The sequence below is a fragment of the Heyndrickxia coagulans 36D1 genome (genome assembly GCF_000169195.2).
GTDB lineage: Bacteria > Bacillota > Bacilli > Bacillales > Bacillaceae_C > Weizmannia > Weizmannia faecalis.
In genome coordinates, this window is sequence record NC_016023.1 from 313877 (window position 1) to 333070 (window position 19194).

Consider the following 19194-nt stretch of genomic DNA (forward strand, 5'->3'; position numbering starts at 1 on the left):
ACTCCCCTTACCAACCGGCATTGTGCCGGTTTTTTTTTCGCATTAAAGCCGGCGCAATCTTGATGCCCCGGCCCGTAAGTCTGCTTTACATCTCCTCATCGTCCTCTTCATCCCAGTCGTCTTCCAAATTTTCATCGTCCAGGTCCCAATCTTCCCAGTCCCCTGTTGTGTCCAGTTTGAACAAATCTAACAGGCGCTTGAACATTTGTGGCGTCTCCCTTCTTTTTCCTTATAGGATTTACAGGTTAAAACCAATTTATACGGTATAAGAAAAAGGCCGGGCGAAAAAATATACATAGAAGCAAACCCGGGGGTGGACGATTTGGAAACCTGGTTTTATCTCCATGTGATGAACACGTTATACTTTGTATTTTTTATGTTTGCTGTGCCGCCCGCCATCGCAGCCCTGATTTGCCGGCCCGAAATCAAAAAATATTTGGAAAAGAGGAAAGAAGGCAAGCCATGAAAAACGATGATAAAAGAATTTCTGAAGGGTTAAACGGATGGTTTGAAATGATGAATGCAAAAGGAGATAAAGGAGAAATCGCGCAGATCGTGGAAAAATACAAGGCGCGGGCTGCAGACAGCAACGATGCTGCCGATCAAGACAAGAAGTAGAGTTTCAACAAAAATCGACAATTCTCATCAAAAACTTATTTTTCTTTCATGATCTTTTAGGAAAAAACCCGTACTATTATACCTGTAGCAAGGACAAGTTACAAAACCCTATACCAACTAGACAACCCCCCCTTTTTGTTGTCTAGCAATACCCCCTTAAAAACCGGCTTTTGCCGGTTTTTTTATTTTTTGCTACTTTGTTGTCGGCTCATTATCATACAAATGGATGACCTTGTCTTCATGTCCGCTATATAAAATAAAACGAAGGGAGCTCGTACTGGCTTATTTTATTAATCAATTGATCTCCCACATATTTGCCTACTATCTTCCAGAAAAAGGGGCTGTTGCGATCTTTATCCCGACTCTGATTTTTTCATTTTGTCTGTTAACCGGATATGCCATTGTAGGCTATATTTTTAAGATTTCTGCAAAAAAATAGTCCGGGGCACCGTTATTCGGTATCCCGGACAAGAACTTAGCGGTCTTCAATCGTTTTCGGCGATACCAGATTGCCGGTGCCGAGCATAATGCTTTCGTTTTGGACTGCGACCACCATGGCAAGTGTTTCATGCTGCTTTTCTTTATATACTTGTCCGATTTTGATTTCCATGGCGCCCCACCTCTATTACAAGTGCGTACGGCGTTTTTTCTGTTCTTGTATCACTTTATTCCGCTCACCGCCGTCTGAAAGTTCTTCGTATTGAAATTCTGTCTCATCACTTTAGCCGCAAGCAAATCAGCGGACGCCTGATGGTTATTGGGTGCCGCTTGTTCATTCCATTTCACACGGATCGCCTCCTTTCTTTTAATATGCGTCCGCTTCCGAAAAAAATGCGCGCCGGATTGCCGTTTCCATTTTTTGTGGAAAACAGCGTCCCTGGCTTTTTGGAGGATTCTCCTCAGCATGCGGCCGGGTATTACATATTCCTGCAGCTAAATAGGGCTTGCTGAACGAATTAGAATTTGGCATTTTATGGATTTGACAGACCAAGTGGACGCACAACTCCTGTATTGTCCCCGCAGCCATGCCTAACGTCGCTGTAGCAAGGGGGGTTGATAAATGAGTCCCCAAAAATTGGATGTGGGGGTTAAAAGATGGATTTTTGAAGTTTTTAAAAACGGCTCAAAAAGATTTTATCTTATTGAGGGTGGAATACCAGAAAATGATGGACGATACCCGTTAGAAAAAGTGACATTGAAAAAATAACTGATGTGTCCCCTAAATAAACCGAATTGACAGCAAGATATTTCCTCTAATCAGGTTGCTTTTTATTTTGGCGGAATGGGGATGCGGACTCTCTTTATCTCGCCCTGAGCAAGGCGTTAAAAAGAGTCTTTATGTTTGAAGGCGTTAAAAAACAATCGTGAAATAAAAGGTGCTGCAACCAAAAAGCAGAGGAATGATTATAACGTAATCGGTCAATCTCACCTTATAAAAATGGTCATGATTTAGAAGGATTTAATGACGAGGAGCAAGAAGTATTATTTGTTAGGAATTCCAAATTTAAAATTTCGATCCAAACTGTTAAGGATAGAAAAATTATTTTTGAAATGGAGACATTTTAATATGGGAAAAAAAGAAAAATTATTTTCTGCTCCTCGTTGGACTGAACCTATAGGACTAAAATCTGATGGATCTCCAAGTGCAATTAGTAGTGGGACAAAGCACTATGAAACAGAAGAAGAACGACAGAAAGATATCGAAACGACAAGATATATACGTGAAATGCTGAAATAAAGAATGGAGGAAAACAATAAAAATTTTTAAGTACCTTGTGCTGGGTACTTTTTCTTTTGCCTATGATTGAAAGCGTTAAAAAACAATCATGAGATAAAAGGTACCTGCAATCAAAAAGCAGAAGAATGATCACGACGTAAATGGTCAATCTCACCTTATAATAAAAAGCAAAAATGGTCATGATTTAGAAGGATTTAATGACGAGGAGCAAGAAGTATTATTTAAACGTAATACAGCTTATAAAATCTTATCCAGTCAATTTATGAATGGTAGAGTTATATTCGAATTGGAGGAAATCCTATGGATAAAAATAATAAACCATATTCCGACCGTCGTTGGACGGATCCAATTGGAATAACAGAAGATGGGGAAATCAGCGCTATTTCCATAGGAACCAAACATTATGCATCAGAAGAAGAAAGACAAAGAGATATCGAAGAAGGTAAGAAGATTCGAAAAGAATTTTTGAAAATGCTAAAAGAACGCCATAAAAACAATAAATAGAATTTGTCGTTGGAATATTATGATCCATTCCATGGATTCCAACGACATATTAAAAACCAAAATTACTTTTAAAGAATATATATCTTTGAAGGATAGAATGATGCTGCCCAATCGGTAGAGATTTGAAAGGAATTAATGATCAGGAGGCCAAAGTATTATTTAAGAGAGTCAATTTAAAATCTTAAATCAAAAGTTTCAATCCGGTAAAATTTTGTTTGAGTTGGAGGAAATGTAAATGAGCAGCAAAAAACTATTTTCTGACAAACGATGGACAGAACCACCAGGAATGACATCCGATGGTAAATTCACTGCTATTGTAAGCGGAACTAAGCATTATGCTTCTGAAGAAGAACGACAGAAAGATATTGAAACGACAAGACTTATACGCGAAATGTTGAAAAAGAGAATGAAGGAAAACAATAAAAATTTTTAAGTAGGGCTTGCTAAATAAGCAAAATTCCTAGATTTGGCAAGGATGCAGACAGGTTCGGCAAAAAATTAATGAGAATTTTTCTTCATATAAAATGAGCTCCGTTTTTCCCATCCGGATGGATATCACATTCAAATTTAGGATCTCCCTCACGTCTTCGTTTTTCCAAATCTATCCATGCTGTAATCAGCTCTCTTCATCAAAGGTGCTTGGTTTATCCATATCAAGCGTTGCCGGATTCTGGATGTTTTTCGCATGGGCTGGTAAACTGAATTTACAGGCAGCGGGGTGTGTAAATTTTTTCCTGAATGCCATTTTTTCCGGGAAGGCGAGGCAGCCCCCATCTTGAGAAGGAGGTTTTCAACATATGGAAATTGAAAGAGGCACGATTAAAGATGTCCCGTTTGAAAGCAGGGAACTCGGGGAAACGCTCAATCTCTGGGTATACTTGCCGGCGCGTTTTTCCCCGCTTTATAAATATGCCGTATGCATATGCCAGGACGGAAAAGACTTCTTCCAGCTCGGCCGGATTGCACGTGCGGCGGATGAACTGCTTGCAAAAGGCGAAATTGAAGACTTGATTATTGTCGGGATCCCTTATGCGGATATTCCGGACAGGCGCCGGAAATACCATCCTGACGGCGAGCAACATGGCGCTTATATCCGGTTTTTGGCGCATGAACTTGTCCCTTTCCTTGACCGTGAGTTTCCGACTGCGCAAATGGCATCGGACCGAGCACTGGCGGGAGACTCACTGGCGGCAACCGTCTCGCTCATGGCGGCATTCAAGTACCCCCATACATTTGGAAAAGCCGCATTAATGTCGCCGCTCGTGAATGAAAAAGTGATGGAAGCCGCAAAACAATGTACGGATCCAAAGTTGCTGGACATTTACCATATTGCTGGAAAAGGCGAGACGGAAGTGAAAACGACTGACGGCAAGATCCAGAATTTTATCACACCGAACCGCACCCTGCATCAAGTTCTGGAAGAAAAAGGGGTCCCCGGATTTTATGACGAATTTGACGGTGATCACTCTTGGAGGTACTGGCAAAAAGATTTGCCACGTGCCCTCAAGTACCTGTTTAAAAAAGATTAATTTTCGGCAATTTTTCTGATAAAATTGTATTATAACGGCTTAATATCCAGAAAGAGGAGGCCATTTTATGAATTATGCGCTTGTTGTCTTTCCATCAAAAAAACTTCAGGACCTTGTTAACTCCTACCGGAAGCGCTATGATCCGAAATACGCGCTAATCCCGCCGCATATTACGCTAAAAGCAGCGTTCGAGGCATCCGAAGAAGAGGCGGAAGTTTTTCGCGGGCAACTGAAGGAAATTGCCAAAAAATACAACCCGTTTTTGTTGAAAGTAACAAAAGTGAAATCTTTTGAACCCGTCAGCAATACGATTTATTTTAAAGTTGAACCGACGCCTGAACTGGAAGGGCTTTTCGCAGATTTCAGGGACCGTCTGCCGGGCGGGCCGCCTCCGTACCCGTTTGTGCCGCATATTACCATCGGCCAGGAGTTGTCTAAAGAGGAACATGCCGATGTGTTCCGCCAGCTGGAAATGGTTGGCATTGACCACGAAGAAAAGGTAAACCGGTTCCATCTTTTATATCAGCTGGAAAACGGGGTTTGGACCGTTTATGAGACCTATCATCTCGGAAAGGACTAACAAATGTGGACGTAATAATTGTAGAAAATGAAGAACAACTGGAGACGGCTTTTCAAATCCGGAAAAAAGTATTTGTAGAAGAGCAGCACGTCCCGGTTGAAGAAGAAATTGACGCATTGGAACAGGACTGCACGCATTTTCTGCTGTACGATGATGAAGGGAAACCCTCAGGCGCCGGGCGTTTTCGGATGGTGGACGGGTACGGGAAAGTGGAACGCATCTGCATCCTTCCGTCCGTGCGCGGGAAAGGGGCCGGCCGGGAACTGATGCTGGCAATTGAACATTATGCCGCAGAACAAGGCGTGCAAAAATGCAAATTAAACGCACAGACACACGCGATTCCTTTTTACGAAAAACTCGGATACCGTGTTGTTTCCGGTGAATTTCTCGATGCCGGCATTCCGCATAAAGCAATGGAGAAAACGATCAAATAGCATCCGGAAACTGGGGCTGCAGAATCCGTGACAAAGCGGCGAGAAGGAGTTGTGTCTCGCCGCTTTGTCTATAGAATGGCCTTATTTTTTTGCACCAATTTTGTTTATTTTATATAATCGCTTTTTCAACCTTGCTGCTTATCTTGTGAAAAAATTCACACTTCAGCGGGAAAGATTTAAACCGAAAGATCAATATATTGCCCCAGGCCGGTGATTTTTGCGATGATCCGGCTTTTTGCCGGTTTTCTTCCCGGTTGTTCATTTGCTTTAAAATGGTATTCTGTTCCGCCCGTGACGCCGTTTTGCCGCTTAACAGGATAAGCCCTCGAAACGGCATCTGCTTTTTCCACTTCAAGCTGGCGTAAGGACATTCCGTCATAAAGCCGGTACTGGCTTGCCTGATAGTCTGGAATTGGAGCGATCAAACTCATGGCAGTCACCCCTTTAAATGATTTCTATATTCTTTTCCCTCTCTTCTTTCATTTTAAACAGAAAAATGCGGACTTGCATCTGATTTGCAAGCCCGCTTTGGTTACTTTCCGTTGTTCATCATTTTGTTGATCGTGTTAAAATCGAGCTTTTTTCCATCTTTGACAATTGATTCAACAATTTTATCTTCCAGCTCTTTCGGTACCCGTTTGTTTGCAATTTGCGAGACGCGCTGGATGATGCCACGGACGGTATTTTCATCTTTAAAATTCGCGTTCTGCAGGGAATTTGCAAGCTGGAAAATGTCATTCATATTAACGCCTGTCTTCTTTTCGATATTCTTGAAAAACTGATGATCCACCTTCGTCGCTCCTCTCTTCAAGCTGTTTTATCGTATGAAAAAAGAAGCCGGATTGACAGTACAAAAGTGGATTTTCAATTGAAAACGTGTTAGCCGGAATTTTACATTGCAAAAAAGTGCATTTTCCCGGTGCACAAGCTTGATTTACAGCCAGTGCTTTGATGAAGGACAGTTTGATGTTTCATGGCACTTGTTTTGTCTTTCATCAACCTGGTGAAGGACAGTTTGGCGTTTTTCGGCCTGGGTTTTGTCCTTCATTACCCTGATGAAGGACATTTCTGCATTTCCCGACCTGAGTTTTGTCCTTCATCACCTCGATGAAGGACATTTCGGCGTTATCCGCCCGGTGTTTTGTCTTTCATCACCTCGATGAAAGACAATTTGACTTTGCCAGGCCAGTGTTTTGTCCTTCATCACCTCGATGAAGGACAATTGGGCTTTGCCAGACCTGGGTTTTGTCTTTCATCACCTCGATGAAGGACAATTTGGTATTTTTCAGCCGGTGTTTTGTCCTTCATCATCTCGATGAAGGACATTTCGGCTTTGCCAGGCCTGGGGTTTGTCTTTCATTGAAGTTGCCAAAAGGAAAAACAAGCTGCATCTGGATCCGAAATGTCCTTTTGAAGCCGTCAAAAGGACAAAACACGATGTATCCGGGCCCGAAATGTCCTTTTGTAACCGTCAAAAGGACAAAACACGCTGCATCCGGGCCCGAAATGTCTTTTTGAAGCCGTCAAAAGGACAAAACACGATGTATCCGGGCCCGAAATGTCCTTTTGTAACCGTCAAAAGGACAAAACACGCTGTTTCCGGGTCCGAAATGTCTTTTTGAACCTGCCAAAAGGACAAAACACGTTTCATCCGAGCTCGAAATGTCTTTTTGAAGCCGTCAAAAGGACAAAACACGTTTCATCCGAGCTCGAAATGTCTTTTTGAAGCCGTCAAAAGGACAAAACACGTTACGTCTGGATCCGAAATGTCCTTTTGAAGCCGTCAAAAGGACAAAACACGCTGCTTCCGGGTCCAAAATGTCTTTTTGAACCTGCCAAAAGGACAAAACACGTTACGTCTGGATCCGAAATGTCCCTTTGAACCTGCCAAAAGGACAAAAAAAGGATCGCGTTTGGGCCCAAATATCCTTTTGAACCTGTCAAAAGGACAAAAGGAGTCGCGACTGGATCAAAATGTCTTTTTGAAGTTGCCACACGGACAAAACAAAACATTACTCCGATGAAGGACAATTTGACGGTTCACTTTTGTCTATCCTGAAAAATATGCGCCAGCTGATTTTCATTCTACTGTTGGTGCGCGTTCACTGCAGCATGGGCGTCTAATTGGATCTTCCAATTAGACAAAACACGCTCGGGTTCCGGGGCTTTTGTCCAATTAGAGGCGGCTCGGTCATCGTTCCCTATGAAGAACAGTTCGCCGATTCCCGGCCTCGCATTTTGTGCCCGTTCCCCTCGTACGAGCGTTTTTTCTCCGGCTATAAAAAAAGGCGGGGAATCCTCCCCGCAACTTGTCAGCAGAAGCTTGCACCGACAATAATTAACAGAATGAACAAAACAACGATCAATACAAATGTGCTGCCGTAACCGTAACCACCGCCGTAACCACCGCCGTAACCGCCATAGCCGTAGCCGCAGCCATAACCGTATCCAAACATGTTTTTCACCTCACTTCTTGTATTACACTATACAATATGTAAGGTGCAGGCATTCGGTATAGGCGTGTGTCAGGGACGGCATTATTATCCTCTTGGCTTAAAGAGGAGCGAGCCGATAAATCCGAAAATAATCGCAGCCGAAATGCCGGAAGATGTGACTTCAAACATGCCGGTCAATACCCCGACAATGCCATGCCTTTGCACTTCCTGCATGGCGCCGGTTGCAAGCGAATTGCCAAAACTTGTAATCGGAATGGTCGCCCCGGCACCGGCAAAATTTACAAGCGGTTCATAAAGGCCGAGGCCCGATAAAATCGCGCCGGCCGTAACGAGGACACTCATCGTATGCCCCGGCGATAATTTTGCGACATCAAACAGCAACTGGCCAATTACACAAATCAGCCCGCCAATCACAAAGGCCCAGAAAAACATTGCAAGCATTACGCATCCTTCCTTTCTTACAAATACTCGATCGCTCAGGCTCACACAATCCATGCTGCAACCTAAGCGAATACTCGATCGCGCACCTCAAATTATCCGTATCCGTGCCGCAACCTAAGCAAATATCGATGGCGCAGGCTCAATCCATGCCGCAACGCAACCCAGGCAATACCCTTTCTTACAAATATTCGATGGCGCAGGCGTGCGCGATGCACGGAATGGTTTCGCCCTGCTGATAAGACAAAGGCGACAATAGTGCGCCGGTTGCGACGAGCAAGATTTTTTGGTAACGGCCTTTTTTCATTTCGTTTAGCAAATGGCCGTACAAGACAATCGCTGAACATCCGGCCCCGCTTGCCCCGGCCTGCACGGGCTGGGACTTGTCATATACCATCAGGCCGCAATCCTGGAACTGTTCGCTGCGAATGTCAAGATTCCTCTGTTTGAAAAGATCGAGCGCGATGGAACGGCCAATTTTCGCCAAATCGCCGGTCACAATCAAATCATAGTAAGATGGATCACGGCCGGTTTCCCGGAGATGCTGTTCAATCGTATCGACCGCAGCCGGCGCCATTGCACCACCCATATTAAACGGATCGGAAATGCCAAGGTCCAGTACTTTTCCGATCGTGGCCGACGTAATCCGCGGCGCCGGCCCGTTTTCTTCCGTACCGACCACCGCGAATCCCGCTCCCGTCACTGTCCATTGTGCGGTCGGCGGTTTCTGCCCGCCGTATTCGGTCGGATAACGGAATTGCTTCTCTGTTGTTGCATTGTGGCTCGAAGCCCCGGCCAGCACTTTCTCCGCCCCACCGTGATTAACGATGAAAGCGGCAAGCGCCAGGCTTTCCATCGAAGTGGCACAGGCGCTAAAAAGGCCCAGGTAAGGAATCGCATTTGTCCTTGCCGCAAAACTTGTCGGCGTGATTTGGTTAATCAAATCACCAGCGAGAAAAAACTGAATATCGGTTTCCTTAAGGTTTCGCTTTTTCAGGGCAATGCCAACTGCTTCCTCGATCAGTTTGCGCTGGGCTTTTTCATACGAATCCTCGCCGATCCACAAATCTTCAAAAAACCGGTCGAAATCGTCTGCCATCTGCCCCTTTTTCTCAAACGGGCCCCCGACAACACCGGTTGAAAGAATGGCCGGGCGGTTCGTGAAAGTCCATGTTTGCGATTTTGCGGGCATTACGATCCCCCCCACATCATGATGACGGTCCGGATCAGGACGACAACAAACGCGGAAAACACACCAAATACAATGACGGTGCCGGCAAGTTTAAAAATATTTCCGCCGACGCCGAGCACATAGCCTTCCGTCCGATGTTCAATCGCAGCGGATACAACGGAGTTCCCGAAGCCCGTTACCGGCACCGCGCTCCCTGCACCGGCGTACTGCCCGATATGGTCATAAATGCCAAAGCCGGTCAACAGCATGGATAAAAACACCATTGTCGCGGTTGTCGGGTTGCCGGCCGTTTTTTCGGTGAAATTAAACATGTATATATAGAAGTAAGTAAGGGCCTGACCAGCCAGACAAAAACAGCCGCCTACCCAAAATGCACGGATGCAGTTTTTCAATACCGGCCTTTTCAGCTCATGCTTTTTTTCGAACTGATCATACGCTTTTTGTTCGGGTGTTTTGTTTTGATTTTTGTTTGCCATTATCTCAGCCCTTTTCCTATGTTAATTCCTGTTTCAGCTTGATGATGTCTTTGAAACGTTTTTTTGCCTTGCCGGCTGAAATTTTGTGCTCGTCCATATCTTCCTTGAGGCGGACGGTTTCCAGGAAAATTTTATAGTCGCTGGAAGTAATAAATTTGCGTCCGGGGTAGCGTTTCTTTAAAAAGGCGTTGAGCTGTTTTTCGATTTTCTTCATTTTAAAACGGTGCAGATGCCTGACTTTGTAGGCAACCAATGTTTCTTTTGGCCCTTCAATGATGGCCACATCGTAAATGCTGTCAAAGCCAAGGACATCTTTTTTCAATTGTCCTGAAACGGCCTTATTCCCGGTGTTCGTGAGTCTCACCGGCGACGGTTGTGTTTTTTTCACAAGGGCCATTTTGCTGTCCTTGTGTTCCGGCCCGTTAAAACCGCAGCCGGTGAGCAAACATACTGAAGCTAAAACATACATGATTTTTTTCATACTCATCCCTCTGCGCTTTCAACTTTTACCTCTCTATTTTTCGCGCAAGCGCAGATTTTATAATTAGAAATTCTTGCCGCATCCTGGAAAAAAGGGAAAACAAAAGCGGAAGTGCAATCCTGCCTTCCGCTTTTGTTTTATCGCGTTTTTTTGCCGCCGCAGCCGCATCCGCCTTTTTTGACTTTTTTCTGATTGTTTGTATACGCCGGGACGGATGAAGGGGTGACCGGAATTTTGATGCGTGGTTTGCCCATAATCTTACCATCCTTTCCTCAGGATTCGCGCTTCCTTTTTTATCGTATGCAGCATTTTCACGGTTGTTCACTTCATTCGTCCATGATCCGCAAAAGAACGGTTTCGAGGATACTCGCCAGGCCGGCAATTGCAAGGATCATGACAATAGGCGACCCGATTTGCGGAAAAAGCATCCAACTCCCGTACAGGATGGCCGCGGACCAGACACCGGTGCACCAGTGGCAACTTAATAATTCGCCAATCCACTTTCTGATCCCTGTTCCTTTGATTTCAATATATTCCTCGATTGTTCCATCAGGCGCCATTTCGGTTATTTCTTTATGAAAAGGTTTTCGTAAAAAGGCCGTAATTTTATCATAAACCAACAAGCGCGTCAGTCTGAAACTGGCCAGTGCAAGCAGAACGAAATCAAGCCAATAGGAAACCATTTCCTGCCTCCTTCCCCGGGTACAAAATTCCCTATGCAAGTTGTTTGCCTATTTTTGCAAAAACGCGGGGACATTCGTAACAAAAAAAGCACCGAGACAATATTCTATAGTGTACTGAAACTAAACCATTGAAGGAGTTGAAAAATGAATGAGCAGTAAATCCCATGAATATTCCCGTACTTGCGTTTGTGATGTCGTACATTTCATCAACGATTTGCAGGATGCTGCGGTAGAAGACAGCAGCTGCCCGACCAACTGCTTGAATCCCGTGCTCGGTGCCAACAGGGAAAAACATTCACATGTCAACACACGTCCATTCATTCTATATACAAAAGACGGTTGTGCTTTTGAACCATTTTACAAAAATCACCACTTTGACAGCTGCGACGACTTCTGCGAAAAATCGAAATTTTTAAGAGTCGAAAATGTGGAAGGGTGCTGTGCTGTTGTACGGGTTTTAAAATGCGTCTGCGAACATCATGACGGCCATTCTAGGGTCCACTTCGAAGCAACCGATACATGCATCACGCTTGATTTAACCGATTTCATTGCCATTCAATGCCTCGAAGACACTTTTGTCAATTTGTAATGTATGAAAGTCGATAAGTTGCCGCTTATCGACTTTTTTTCCGTGGCTTTACTGAACCAGTAATTTAATGTCCGTGATCTCGTCCAGATTGATCCAGGCCGTCTCCATTGAGGAAAAAGGCATGACGGACAATTGGTCTTCCATCCGTTCAAGGATCACGGCACGATAGGCGATGCTGTTCGTTTGAATCATGACGGGGATTTCCGGTAGAAAACCTGGCTTATGAATTAAATAGTCAATTTTTTCATGGACCGTCATTTCTTTGAACCGTTTTCTCGATGGCGGTTGAATGGTTTCTTGTTCCGGCCAGGTGTCGGCTTTGTCAGCGCCGTCCGTTTCCAAATCCGTCTCCGCTTCCACCGCTCCGGCGGGTTCCGCAACATGTTGCTGCCCCATGGCATTTGCCGATTCCTCATGTTCCGCAGGATCTGCCGTTTTTGTCTTGGATGAAACGTTTACGACTCCCCCGCGTTCTGCAGCTCCTTCTGTTTTTTCCTGTTCTGCCGCTTTATTTGGTTTGGGCTGTTCCGGTTCTGTTTTTTTCTCGTGTGCGGCTGCATTGTTTTTTTCTTCGGCATGCCCTGTATCGCCGCCGGCAGGCATTGGTTCCACGATCGTTCCATGGCCGGCATGTTCAGGTTTTTCGCTCACCACATTTCTGTACACTTTCTGCATCTTGATCGCGAGCGGAACATTTTTCGGCTGGATAATATAAAGAAGCGGTTTTTGGCTGCTGTACTGGCTCTCCTCCATGTTTCCAAAATCCCTCCTCCTGATTTCTGGCTCGCTTTATAACTATGCATGAAAATAAGAAATGTGCCTAGAGCTTGAATCTCCCAATCATTTGCTATTTCTGCCTTATCGTATGTTTTGGGGACAAGGAACGGAACCGCGGTTTCCACAGCATATTGGCACAAATTAATAATGCAGGGAAAAATGTGCTTTTATACGCTACCATCCGTCTATTCCAAAAATATGCGGATGAGTAGAATATATTAACAAAACGAAAGGAGGCATTTAAATGTCTTATTATGACTCAAACGGCAGCTGCTATGATGATCATCGCCGCCACAAACGGCAAGACGAGGAAGAACGGGGGCTTCTTTCGGAATTCGATGTGGATCAATCGCCGTCCGTACCTGTACCTGTAACAGGCGTCTTTAACATGGCAAACTCCATTGCGGAAGTAGACGTAAAAGTGGATGATTATGATGACCGCGTTTCATTGCTCGCAACCGTCGAATGGTCGCCGGCAGATCTTCCGCTCGGTATAACACTTGCAGCCTTAATTGCGGCCGTTACAGGAGCAGCAACAGGTACCGTCATTCCGTTAACCATTCCGGCAACCTTCAGAATTTGGAGAAGAAATTCTTCCGGTACAACACTCATTTCTCAAAAAACGGATGAAAGCGTGGTTTCCGGTATTGCTATTCTTGGAACCGGAGGGCTTGTGACCCTGCTTTTTGAAAACGTGACAACAACGGTTCATGCCGTGGATACCGATCCGTCCAAAGGGAAAAACGAATACTTCTTAACCATTGAACTCGGTACTTTTGCTCCAGATACAACGATTCCGGGGGCTGCACCTACACTGCTTGGAACCATTACACTGACACCTCAAAATGTCGTCAGCTACACATTCTCTGCTGCAGAAGTTGAAGATAATGATCACCATGACAACAAAAAAGGCCATAAAAAAGATTACAGAGACTGATGCCATACCAAAAAAGCCAGGAAGGTTTCACTTCCTGGCTTTTTTCATTTACGCTTTTGGACAAGCCGTTTGCATTTTATAATAGCCGGCATTCGGGAGGACTGGTTTTCGCATCGTCCGGAACTGTCGGCTAGCCCATAATATGGTAGCCGGCATCCACATGAATGTTTTCGCCTGTAACGGCGCGCGACAGGTCACTAAAGAGGAACAACGCGGTATCGCCGACTTCGCGTGTATCCACACCGCGGTGAAGCGGCGCCCTTTCTTCCATCACTTTCAAAATGCTGTTGAAGTCGCTAACACCTTTTGCCGACAAAGTGCGAATCGGGCCAGCAGAGATCGAGTTAACACGGATATTGAGTTTCCCAAGGTCATATGCCAAATAGCGGACGCTTGCATCGAGGGAAGCTTTCGCTACACCCATCACATTGTAATTTTCCATCACGCGTTCGCCGCCGAGGTAGGTAAGGGTGACAATGCTGCCCCCGTTTGGCATGAGTTCCAGTTCTTTCACCGCTTTGGCAACGGCCGACAGCGAATAGGAACTAATATTATGGGCCAGTAAAAACCCTTCACGCGTCACATTTGTGTAGTCGCCTTTTAATTCTTCTCTGCGGGCAAACGCAACACAGTGGGCAATACCGTCGATCGTGCCGACTTCCTTTTTGATCGTTTGAAAGCATGACTGAATCTGCTCGTCGCTTTCCACGTCGCATTGAAGGATCAGATAGTCCTTTCGATTCAGCGTTTCAGCAAGTTCGTGGATGCTTTTTTCATTCCGGTCGAGCGCATAGGTAAAAATAATCCTTGCGCCTGCTGCATCAAGCGATTGGGCAATTCCCCAGGCAATACTGCGCTTATTTGCAACACCCATCACAACAAATGTTTTATTTTCCAAAGATAACTGCATCATGTTAACTCCTTTATTTACAATTTATATACGATTTTTAGTACCTGATACCAATTCTACATGAACTTTCCGGGTTTGAAAAGCACCTGTGTTTTATTTGTTGCAGGATAATCGTACCGGGACCCCGGGGAATACCAACCTTTTTTCAACTACCCGGCATTTGTTTAGGCGCGCCGGACAACATAAAATAGAGATGGAAGGAGCGAGTTCAATGAAAATCGATATCATTGGGGATATACATGGCTGCATGGCGGAATTCAGGAAGCTTACGGAAAAACTGGGGTATCAATGGGAAAACGGTATGCCCGTTCATCCAGGTGGCCGGCTGCTTGGTTTTGTCGGTGATCTGACAGACCGCGGGCCGGCATCTTTGGAAGTGGCCGATACTGTCTATCGATTGTGGAAAAAGAAGCTTGGCCTGTATGTCCCCGGCAACCACTGCAACAAGCTGTACCGATATTTTTTAGGGAGAAATGTCCAGCAGAAGCACGGCCTTGAAACAACGGTGGCGGAACTGGAGGCGCTCCCCGTAAAAGAGCGGGAACGGCACAGCAAACAATTTATGGAACTGTATGAGAAATCCCCGCTTTATCTTGTTCTAGACGGCGGCAAGCTTGTCATCGCCCATGCCGGGATCCGGCGCAAGGATATTGGGAAGATGAATAAATCGGTCCAGACTTTTGTGCTTTACGGTGATATTAACGGGGAAACCAATCCGGACGGGACACCGGTGCGCTGCGACTGGGCGAAAAATGACGAAGGGGAAAGCTGGATTGTATACGGGCATACGCCGGTGAAAGAACCGCGATGGATCGGCCACACGGTCAATATTGATACCGGCTGCGTATTCGGCGGCAAACTGACAGCACTCCGGTATCCGGAAATTGAAACCGTCTCCGTCCCCTCTTCAATGCCATATGTGGAAGAAAAGTTCAGGACGTTCGCCTGAATTGAGAAGCATTTGGCATCCCTTCCCAGAGAGGAAGAAAAAAATCCATGGAAGTATGTTTTAACTTGTCTACTTCATGGAATGAGTTCTATAACGATCTTTCTAAAGAACAATTATAACAGACTCAAGACACCATGAATTATATTAGGGCTTGCTGAACGGATCCGATTCTGAGTTTATACCCAATTTGTCTGCAAGTTCTGTCTTAAAAATATAGAAGAATCCTTTTGCGAAAAGGGGTGATTTGATCTTCTCCATACGTTGAATCGGCTTTCGAGGGCAATCATTCTCTAGATTTGTTGTAAAACTCTTGCATTAAAATGGTTGTCAAAGCTGTCAGCAGCCTTGCCAAATCTAGAAATTTTACTGATTCAGTAAGCCCTATATTAGAACATGTTATGATAAAAAATAAAGCGGGAGAATATACAATTAACCAGTAAGAACTTGAAAACTCTTCATTTAAAGTTACTAAAAATTTTTTAGATTTTACGAATCAAAAGGTGGTCAACCACAGGAAAACGCCTTACAAGATGCGATTCACATTAGCAAATCAATGGCACAGGAAGTTGCGCGAGAAGTCGAAAAGGGGAATTGGCTTGCTGCTGGAAAGCTTGTTGCCACCGGTTTATTTGTTAACCCAGTATCCGCATAGGTGGTGCCGAACCAGTCAGCTAAAAGGAGAATAAACAATCGTGACATTAAATCATTTACTTTTTCTAACTCAACTACTTACCCTAGTATATGCGGCAGGCTATTCTCGACATTTAAAAAGAACTAAAAGAGAAAGGAAACTTTCTCTTTTAGAGGCTTTTTTATATTATTCTTCGTTAATCATTATTCCTTTATCGGCATTTATTTTTCTTTATACAAATTGGAATAGTTAAAAAAGAGTAGAAAAACTAAGCTTTAATAAAATTATTTTGACGTTTCCCGTTCCACATGGCAATAATGGAATAACCATCTTCATGTTTTTTTAGAGCGTTGAGCTTTTTCAGGACATCCTGTAGCAATCATAAAGTCCCGGGGAGAAAAGAACATGCAACAGCAAAATTAAGGATAAGCGCCCATGCCGTAAACTAAACGCTGGCATCAGAAGCAGGGAAATCCGAATCAACATCAAAGAAGATCCAAAAAGGGCGGTTTAGAAAAGAAATGCATTTCTTTCCCTGAAACCGGGTGCTGAAATGAAAGCTCACTGCAATGGAGCGCCTGCCGGGTGAAGCGGCTCGTGTTGCCACCGTACAGGCTGTCGCCGAGAAGCGGGTGGCCGATATAGGAAAGATGGACACGGATCTGGTGCGTCCTGCCGGTGTCAAGCCGGAGACGCACATGTGCATATGCCGGAAATTGCCGGACCACTTCATAATGGGTGCGCGCAAACTGGCCATCGTCCCGGACTCCGCGTTCTATAATGCTCGTCTCTTTTCTCCCGATCGGGGCTTCAATTGTGCCGCTTTTTTCAGTAAAAGCCCCTTCCGCGAGCGCTTCGTACGTCCGGCAAATTACATGCTTTTGCTGCATCAGGCTGCATAAATGGTGGATATAACGATTTTTTGCGATCAGGACAAGCCCGGATGTGTTTCGGTCAAGCCGGGTCACAACATGGACCGCGGATTCTATCCCGTTTTTCCGGTAATGGCCGAGCACCGCATTGGCAAGGCTTGCGGACGGGTGCTCGCGGGAAGGGATTGTATTCATAAACGCCGGCTTATCGGCAACAAGCACGCTTTCATCTTCATAGACATGGCCGAATGGAATGTTTTCGGGCGTAAGATTGGGGCTCGGGGTTTCTTTTGGAAAAACAATGGCGGCCGCATCGCCCGGCTGCAAGCGATAGCGGACCGTTACTTCGCGGCCGTTCACAAGGATCATCCCGCCGCGAAATTTAATATCCGCAAGCGCCCGTTTCGAGATATGACGCGCTTTTAAAAACTCTTTCAGTTCCTGATGTGCCTCATCTTCTGTAATTGTCCACGATAATGTCAACATGTTTTCACCTAATCCGAAATAAAAGAATCATGCACCCTCTTCCAGAAAGGAAACGGCCTGAAGCGGGCAAACCGGATTTTTTCTTTTGCCACGCGGTACTGGATGGACCGGACTTCCTTATGGAGCAATGTTAAATGGTCAACTGTTACCAAAAAATCTTTTTGCCGGACCGGGCGTAACACACAAGTATGGTGCCCCGGCAAAATAAGTGGCGAGCCGATTGTCCGGAACACTTTATTGTTAATGGATGCCATCTCGGTGAGCTGGATCGATTGCAGGGAAGGGTGGACAATCGCCCCGCCGAGCGCCTTGTTATAAGCCGTACTGCCGCTTGGTGTGGCAAGGCATAATCCGTCACCGCGGAAACGCTCAAAATGCCGGCCATTGATCTCCACATCGATGACAAATGTGCCGTCCACGCATTTGACCGTTGACTCATTTAACGCAAGGTAACGCGTTTCGTGGCCACCGTGCTCATATGCAATCATCGCTTCAAGAAGCGGGTAGTCCACCGTCGTGTAAGTTTTATGGGCGATCGCGTCGACCAGCTCCTCAATTTCATCCGGCACCCAGTCAGCATAAAAGCCGAGATGGCCGGTATGCACCCCGACAAAAGCCGTCCGGTCAAGCCGGGAACTGTAGCGGTGAAAAGCATACAGAAGCGTGCCGTCCCCGCCGACCGAGATCACGATATCCGGTTGTGCCTCGTCGTAAACAAGCCCGAAATCCTGCAAATAAGAACGCATTTTATGCATCCATATATTGGATTCCGTATCCCCTTTAGAAGTGATGGCAAATTTCAAGCTGCTTCTCCTCCCCTTCTTTTTTTGCCGCCGGTTTCATGGCTTTTTTCGTTCCGCGCGCTCTTTGTTTTTCGAAAAATACATTTGGGCTTCCTGAATTTCTTCACGGATCTCAGACATTTCTTCATCAAGGCGGAAAGCGGCTTCGGCAGCCCGCTTCAGCCGCAAATTAATTTCTTCGGGAAACCTGCCTTTATACTTATAGTTTAAAGAATGTTCAATCGTCGCCCAAAAATTCATCGCCAGCGTCCGGATCTGGATCTCCGCAAGAATTTTCTTTTCCCCGCGGATCGTTTGTACCGGATATTCAATAATGACATGATAAGACCGGTAGCCGCTCGGTTTTTTATTCGAAATATAGTCTTTTTCTTCAACAATCCGGAAATCGTTCCGGCGTCTGAGAAGCCCGACGACCAGTTTAATATCATCGACAAACTGGCACATCATCCTGAGCCCGGCGATATCTTGCATTTCCGCCTCCAGCCGGTCAAGCGGGATGCCTTTTATGTTCGCTTTTTCTATAATGCTTGCTACCGGCTTTACCCGCCCTGTCACAAACTCAATCGGGCAATGGGTATGCTCTTTTTCAAATTGGGTGCGCATCCCCTTTAACTTTACTTTTAATTCATCAACAGCCTGTTTATACGGGGTTAAAAATTCCTCCCAATCCACTGCCTGATCACCTCTTCGGATCTCATTCCAATGCAAAAACGGCCTCTACCTTATCCAGCATCTTTTTTCCGTAATTGCTGTTGCCTCGGATATTATCGAGCAAAAATTGAAGTTCCTCATCAAGCCCGGTAAGCTCCAATTTCCCATCTTTTGAAACAGCAACCACTTTTTTATGTTCAAATGCCGCCGTCCGAATCTCTTTCCAAACCGGAACAGGCAAATATAAATATGTATAATCTTCATCGCCGTCGTCTTCAGCCAGATAGATAAAGGCACAGGCATCCGAATCGACGATCATTTGCCCTCCCGGCTTCAGGTGCTGCATGGAAACGTCCGGGCGCTCAGCATGCAGTTGAAGGATCCCGTCTTTCCATTCAGGCTTTCCCAGTTCAATGATATTGCGCAATCTGCTTCCCTCCCTCTCCTTCCCGCCGGAAAA

General features: G+C 45.3%; 28 protein-coding genes. 12 read left to right on the plus strand and 16 right to left on the minus strand.

Annotated elements, in window-relative coordinates; translation table 11 throughout:
- Positions 1–322 precede the first annotated feature (322 nt).
- Positions 323–466: a hypothetical protein gene (locus BCOA_RS35225; RefSeq protein WP_164931346.1), complete on the plus strand. Its 144-nt coding sequence runs from the start codon at positions 323–325 to the stop codon at positions 464–466.
- Entirely contained in the window at positions 463–618 is a 156-nt protein-coding gene (locus BCOA_RS35230; protein ID WP_014095692.1) for a hypothetical protein, read from the plus strand. Before BCOA_RS35225 ends, BCOA_RS35230 begins: the two co-directional genes overlap by 4 nt.
- A gap of 475 nt (positions 619–1093) precedes the next feature.
- Here BCOA_RS35230 and BCOA_RS35505 read toward each other — a convergent pair whose 3' ends face one another.
- Complete coding sequence (locus tag BCOA_RS35505) at positions 1094–1228, minus strand: hypothetical protein (RefSeq protein WP_014095693.1); 135 nt, start codon at positions 1226–1228, stop codon at positions 1094–1096.
- Between the two features lie 50 nt (positions 1229–1278).
- Complete coding sequence (locus tag BCOA_RS35510; RefSeq protein ID WP_258435210.1) at positions 1279–1404, minus strand: hypothetical protein; 126 nt, start codon at positions 1402–1404, stop codon at positions 1279–1281.
- 274 nt (positions 1405–1678) lie between these two features.
- On the opposite strand from BCOA_RS35510, the gene BCOA_RS35235 reads away from it, so the two are divergent.
- From BCOA_RS35235 to BCOA_RS18750, 7 genes are all read left to right on the plus strand, one after another.
- The gene (locus tag BCOA_RS35235; protein ID WP_155641221.1) at positions 1679–1825 is read left to right on the plus strand and encodes a hypothetical protein; all 147 of its coding nucleotides are present in this window, start codon (positions 1679–1681) and stop codon (positions 1823–1825) included.
- Between the two features lie 360 nt (positions 1826–2185).
- On the plus strand, positions 2186–2356 hold the full coding sequence (locus tag BCOA_RS35240) for a hypothetical protein (RefSeq protein ID WP_164931345.1): 171 nt from the start codon (positions 2186–2188) through the stop codon (positions 2354–2356).
- 300 nt (positions 2357–2656) lie between these two features.
- Complete coding sequence (locus tag BCOA_RS18730) at positions 2657–2860, plus strand: hypothetical protein (protein ID WP_014095695.1); 204 nt, start codon at positions 2657–2659, stop codon at positions 2858–2860.
- 235 nt (positions 2861–3095) lie between these two features.
- Positions 3096–3293 (plus strand): hypothetical protein, encoded by a 198-nt coding sequence (locus BCOA_RS18735; protein ID WP_014095696.1) that lies wholly within the window; start codon positions 3096–3098, stop codon positions 3291–3293.
- Between the two features lie 364 nt (positions 3294–3657).
- Positions 3658–4389: an alpha/beta hydrolase gene (locus BCOA_RS18740; RefSeq protein ID WP_014095697.1), complete on the plus strand. Its 732-nt coding sequence runs from the start codon at positions 3658–3660 to the stop codon at positions 4387–4389.
- A 67-nt stretch (positions 4390–4456) separates the two neighbouring features.
- On the plus strand, positions 4457–4969 hold the full coding sequence (locus tag BCOA_RS18745; protein ID WP_014095698.1) for a 2'-5' RNA ligase family protein: 513 nt from the start codon (positions 4457–4459) through the stop codon (positions 4967–4969).
- Between the two features lie 5 nt (positions 4970–4974).
- The gene (locus tag BCOA_RS18750; RefSeq protein ID WP_014095699.1) at positions 4975–5403 is read left to right on the plus strand and encodes a GNAT family N-acetyltransferase; all 429 of its coding nucleotides are present in this window, start codon (positions 4975–4977) and stop codon (positions 5401–5403) included.
- Positions 5404–5579: 176 nt separating this feature from the next.
- Here the strand turns inward: BCOA_RS18750 and BCOA_RS18755 are convergent, their stop codons facing one another.
- From BCOA_RS18755 to BCOA_RS18800, 8 genes are all read right to left on the minus strand, one after another.
- Complete coding sequence (locus BCOA_RS18755; RefSeq protein WP_014095700.1) at positions 5580–5834, minus strand: hypothetical protein; 255 nt, start codon at positions 5832–5834, stop codon at positions 5580–5582.
- 101 nt (positions 5835–5935) lie between these two features.
- Complete coding sequence (locus BCOA_RS18760) at positions 5936–6193, minus strand: stage VI sporulation protein F (RefSeq protein WP_014095701.1); 258 nt, start codon at positions 6191–6193, stop codon at positions 5936–5938.
- A gap of 1522 nt (positions 6194–7715) precedes the next feature.
- Positions 7716–7859, minus strand: a complete 144-nt coding sequence (locus BCOA_RS34485) for a YjcZ family sporulation protein (protein WP_014095702.1) — start codon at positions 7857–7859, stop codon at positions 7716–7718.
- Positions 7860–7943: 84 nt separating this feature from the next.
- Positions 7944–8300 carry a stage V sporulation protein AE gene (gene spoVAE, locus BCOA_RS18775; protein WP_014095703.1) on the minus strand — a complete coding sequence of 119 codons (357 nt, stop codon included), beginning with the start codon at positions 8298–8300 and terminating at the stop codon, positions 7944–7946.
- Positions 8301–8478: 178 nt separating this feature from the next.
- The gene (spoVAD, locus tag BCOA_RS18780) at positions 8479–9489 is read right to left on the minus strand and encodes a stage V sporulation protein AD (RefSeq protein ID WP_014095704.1); all 1011 of its coding nucleotides are present in this window, start codon (positions 9487–9489) and stop codon (positions 8479–8481) included.
- Entirely contained in the window at positions 9489–9965 is a 477-nt protein-coding gene (spoVAC, locus tag BCOA_RS18785; RefSeq protein WP_014095705.1) for a stage V sporulation protein AC, read from the minus strand. The genes spoVAD and spoVAC overlap by 1 nt, the downstream gene beginning before the upstream one ends.
- Positions 9966–9981: 16 nt before the next feature.
- Entirely contained in the window at positions 9982–10446 is a 465-nt protein-coding gene (locus tag BCOA_RS18790; RefSeq protein ID WP_014095706.1) for a sporulation protein, read from the minus strand.
- Between the two features lie 326 nt (positions 10447–10772).
- Positions 10773–11129 (minus strand): DUF1360 domain-containing protein, encoded by a 357-nt coding sequence (locus tag BCOA_RS18800; protein ID WP_014095708.1) that lies wholly within the window; start codon positions 11127–11129, stop codon positions 10773–10775.
- A 148-nt stretch (positions 11130–11277) separates the two neighbouring features.
- Here BCOA_RS18800 and BCOA_RS18805 point away from each other — a divergent pair, with 148 nt between their 5' ends.
- Complete coding sequence (locus tag BCOA_RS18805) at positions 11278–11718, plus strand: CotY/CotZ family spore coat protein (protein WP_014095709.1); 441 nt, start codon at positions 11278–11280, stop codon at positions 11716–11718.
- A gap of 48 nt (positions 11719–11766) precedes the next feature.
- Here BCOA_RS18805 and BCOA_RS18810 read toward each other — a convergent pair whose 3' ends face one another.
- Complete coding sequence (locus BCOA_RS18810) at positions 11767–12471, minus strand: spore coat CotO family protein (RefSeq protein WP_014095710.1); 705 nt, start codon at positions 12469–12471, stop codon at positions 11767–11769.
- Positions 12472–12739: 268 nt separating this feature from the next.
- On the opposite strand from BCOA_RS18810, the gene BCOA_RS18815 reads away from it, so the two are divergent.
- Positions 12740–13432: a hypothetical protein gene (locus tag BCOA_RS18815; protein ID WP_014095711.1), complete on the plus strand. Its 693-nt coding sequence runs from the start codon at positions 12740–12742 to the stop codon at positions 13430–13432.
- A 130-nt stretch (positions 13433–13562) separates the two neighbouring features.
- Here BCOA_RS18815 and fabI read toward each other — a convergent pair whose 3' ends face one another.
- Positions 13563–14342, minus strand: a complete 780-nt coding sequence (gene fabI, locus BCOA_RS18820; protein WP_041817844.1) for an enoyl-ACP reductase FabI — start codon at positions 14340–14342, stop codon at positions 13563–13565.
- Positions 14343–14553: 211 nt separating this feature from the next.
- Between fabI and prpE the strand changes: the two genes are divergently transcribed.
- Positions 14554–15291 carry a bis(5'-nucleosyl)-tetraphosphatase PrpE gene (gene prpE, locus BCOA_RS18825; protein ID WP_014095713.1) on the plus strand — a complete coding sequence of 246 codons (738 nt, stop codon included), beginning with the start codon at positions 14554–14556 and terminating at the stop codon, positions 15289–15291.
- Positions 15292–16407: 1116 nt separating this feature from the next.
- Here prpE and BCOA_RS18830 read toward each other — a convergent pair.
- The 4 genes from BCOA_RS18830 to BCOA_RS18845 are packed head-to-tail and all read right to left on the minus strand — an operon-like array spanning position 16408 to position 19161.
- Positions 16408–17280: an RluA family pseudouridine synthase gene (locus BCOA_RS18830; RefSeq protein WP_014095714.1), complete on the minus strand. Its 873-nt coding sequence runs from the start codon at positions 17278–17280 to the stop codon at positions 16408–16410.
- Positions 17281–17288: 8 nt separating this feature from the next.
- On the minus strand, positions 17289–18083 hold the full coding sequence (locus BCOA_RS18835; protein WP_014095715.1) for an NAD kinase: 795 nt from the start codon (positions 18081–18083) through the stop codon (positions 17289–17291).
- A gap of 36 nt (positions 18084–18119) precedes the next feature.
- Positions 18120–18755, minus strand: a complete 636-nt coding sequence (locus BCOA_RS18840) for a GTP pyrophosphokinase (protein ID WP_172653432.1) — start codon at positions 18753–18755, stop codon at positions 18120–18122.
- Positions 18756–18777: 22 nt separating this feature from the next.
- Complete coding sequence (locus BCOA_RS18845; RefSeq protein ID WP_014095717.1) at positions 18778–19161, minus strand: UPF0738 family protein; 384 nt, start codon at positions 19159–19161, stop codon at positions 18778–18780.
- Between the last annotated feature and the right edge of the window lie 33 nt (positions 19162–19194).

Coding starts and splice junctions, on each gene's coding strand:
- BCOA_RS35230 (WP_014095692.1), top strand. CDS start 463: ATGAAAAACGATGATAAAAGAATTTCTGAAGGGTTAAACGGATGGTTT.
- BCOA_RS35505 (WP_014095693.1), bottom strand. CDS start 1,228: ATGGAAATCAAAATCGGACAAGTATATAAAGAAAAGCAGCATGAAACA.
- BCOA_RS35235 (WP_155641221.1), top strand. CDS start 1,679: ATGAGTCCCCAAAAATTGGATGTGGGGGTTAAAAGATGGATTTTTGAA.
- BCOA_RS35240 (WP_164931345.1), top strand. CDS start 2,186: ATGGGAAAAAAAGAAAAATTATTTTCTGCTCCTCGTTGGACTGAACCT.
- BCOA_RS18730 (WP_014095695.1), top strand. CDS start 2,657: ATGGATAAAAATAATAAACCATATTCCGACCGTCGTTGGACGGATCCA.
- BCOA_RS18735 (WP_014095696.1), top strand. CDS start 3,096: ATGAGCAGCAAAAAACTATTTTCTGACAAACGATGGACAGAACCACCA.
- BCOA_RS18740 (WP_014095697.1), top strand. CDS start 3,658: ATGGAAATTGAAAGAGGCACGATTAAAGATGTCCCGTTTGAAAGCAGG.
- BCOA_RS18745 (WP_014095698.1), top strand. CDS start 4,457: ATGAATTATGCGCTTGTTGTCTTTCCATCAAAAAAACTTCAGGACCTT.
- BCOA_RS18755 (WP_014095700.1), bottom strand. CDS start 5,834: ATGAGTTTGATCGCTCCAATTCCAGACTATCAGGCAAGCCAGTACCGG.
- BCOA_RS34485 (WP_014095702.1), bottom strand. CDS start 7,859: ATGTTTGGATACGGTTATGGCTGCGGCTACGGCTATGGCGGTTACGGC.
- spoVAE (WP_014095703.1), bottom strand. CDS start 8,300: ATGCTTGCAATGTTTTTCTGGGCCTTTGTGATTGGCGGGCTGATTTGT.
- spoVAD (WP_014095704.1), bottom strand. CDS start 9,489: ATGCCCGCAAAATCGCAAACATGGACTTTCACGAACCGCCCGGCCATT.
- spoVAC (WP_014095705.1), bottom strand. CDS start 9,965: ATGGCAAACAAAAATCAAAACAAAACACCCGAACAAAAAGCGTATGAT.
- BCOA_RS18790 (WP_014095706.1), bottom strand. CDS start 10,446: ATGAAAAAAATCATGTATGTTTTAGCTTCAGTATGTTTGCTCACCGGC.
- BCOA_RS18800 (WP_014095708.1), bottom strand. CDS start 11,129: ATGGTTTCCTATTGGCTTGATTTCGTTCTGCTTGCACTGGCCAGTTTC.
- BCOA_RS18805 (WP_014095709.1), top strand. CDS start 11,278: ATGAGCAGTAAATCCCATGAATATTCCCGTACTTGCGTTTGTGATGTC.
- BCOA_RS18810 (WP_014095710.1), bottom strand. CDS start 12,471: ATGGAGGAGAGCCAGTACAGCAGCCAAAAACCGCTTCTTTATATTATC.
- BCOA_RS18815 (WP_014095711.1), top strand. CDS start 12,740: ATGTCTTATTATGACTCAAACGGCAGCTGCTATGATGATCATCGCCGC.
- fabI (WP_041817844.1), bottom strand. CDS start 14,342: ATGCAGTTATCTTTGGAAAATAAAACATTTGTTGTGATGGGTGTTGCA.
- prpE (WP_014095713.1), top strand. CDS start 14,554: ATGAAAATCGATATCATTGGGGATATACATGGCTGCATGGCGGAATTC.
- BCOA_RS18830 (WP_014095714.1), bottom strand. CDS start 17,280: ATGTTGACATTATCGTGGACAATTACAGAAGATGAGGCACATCAGGAA.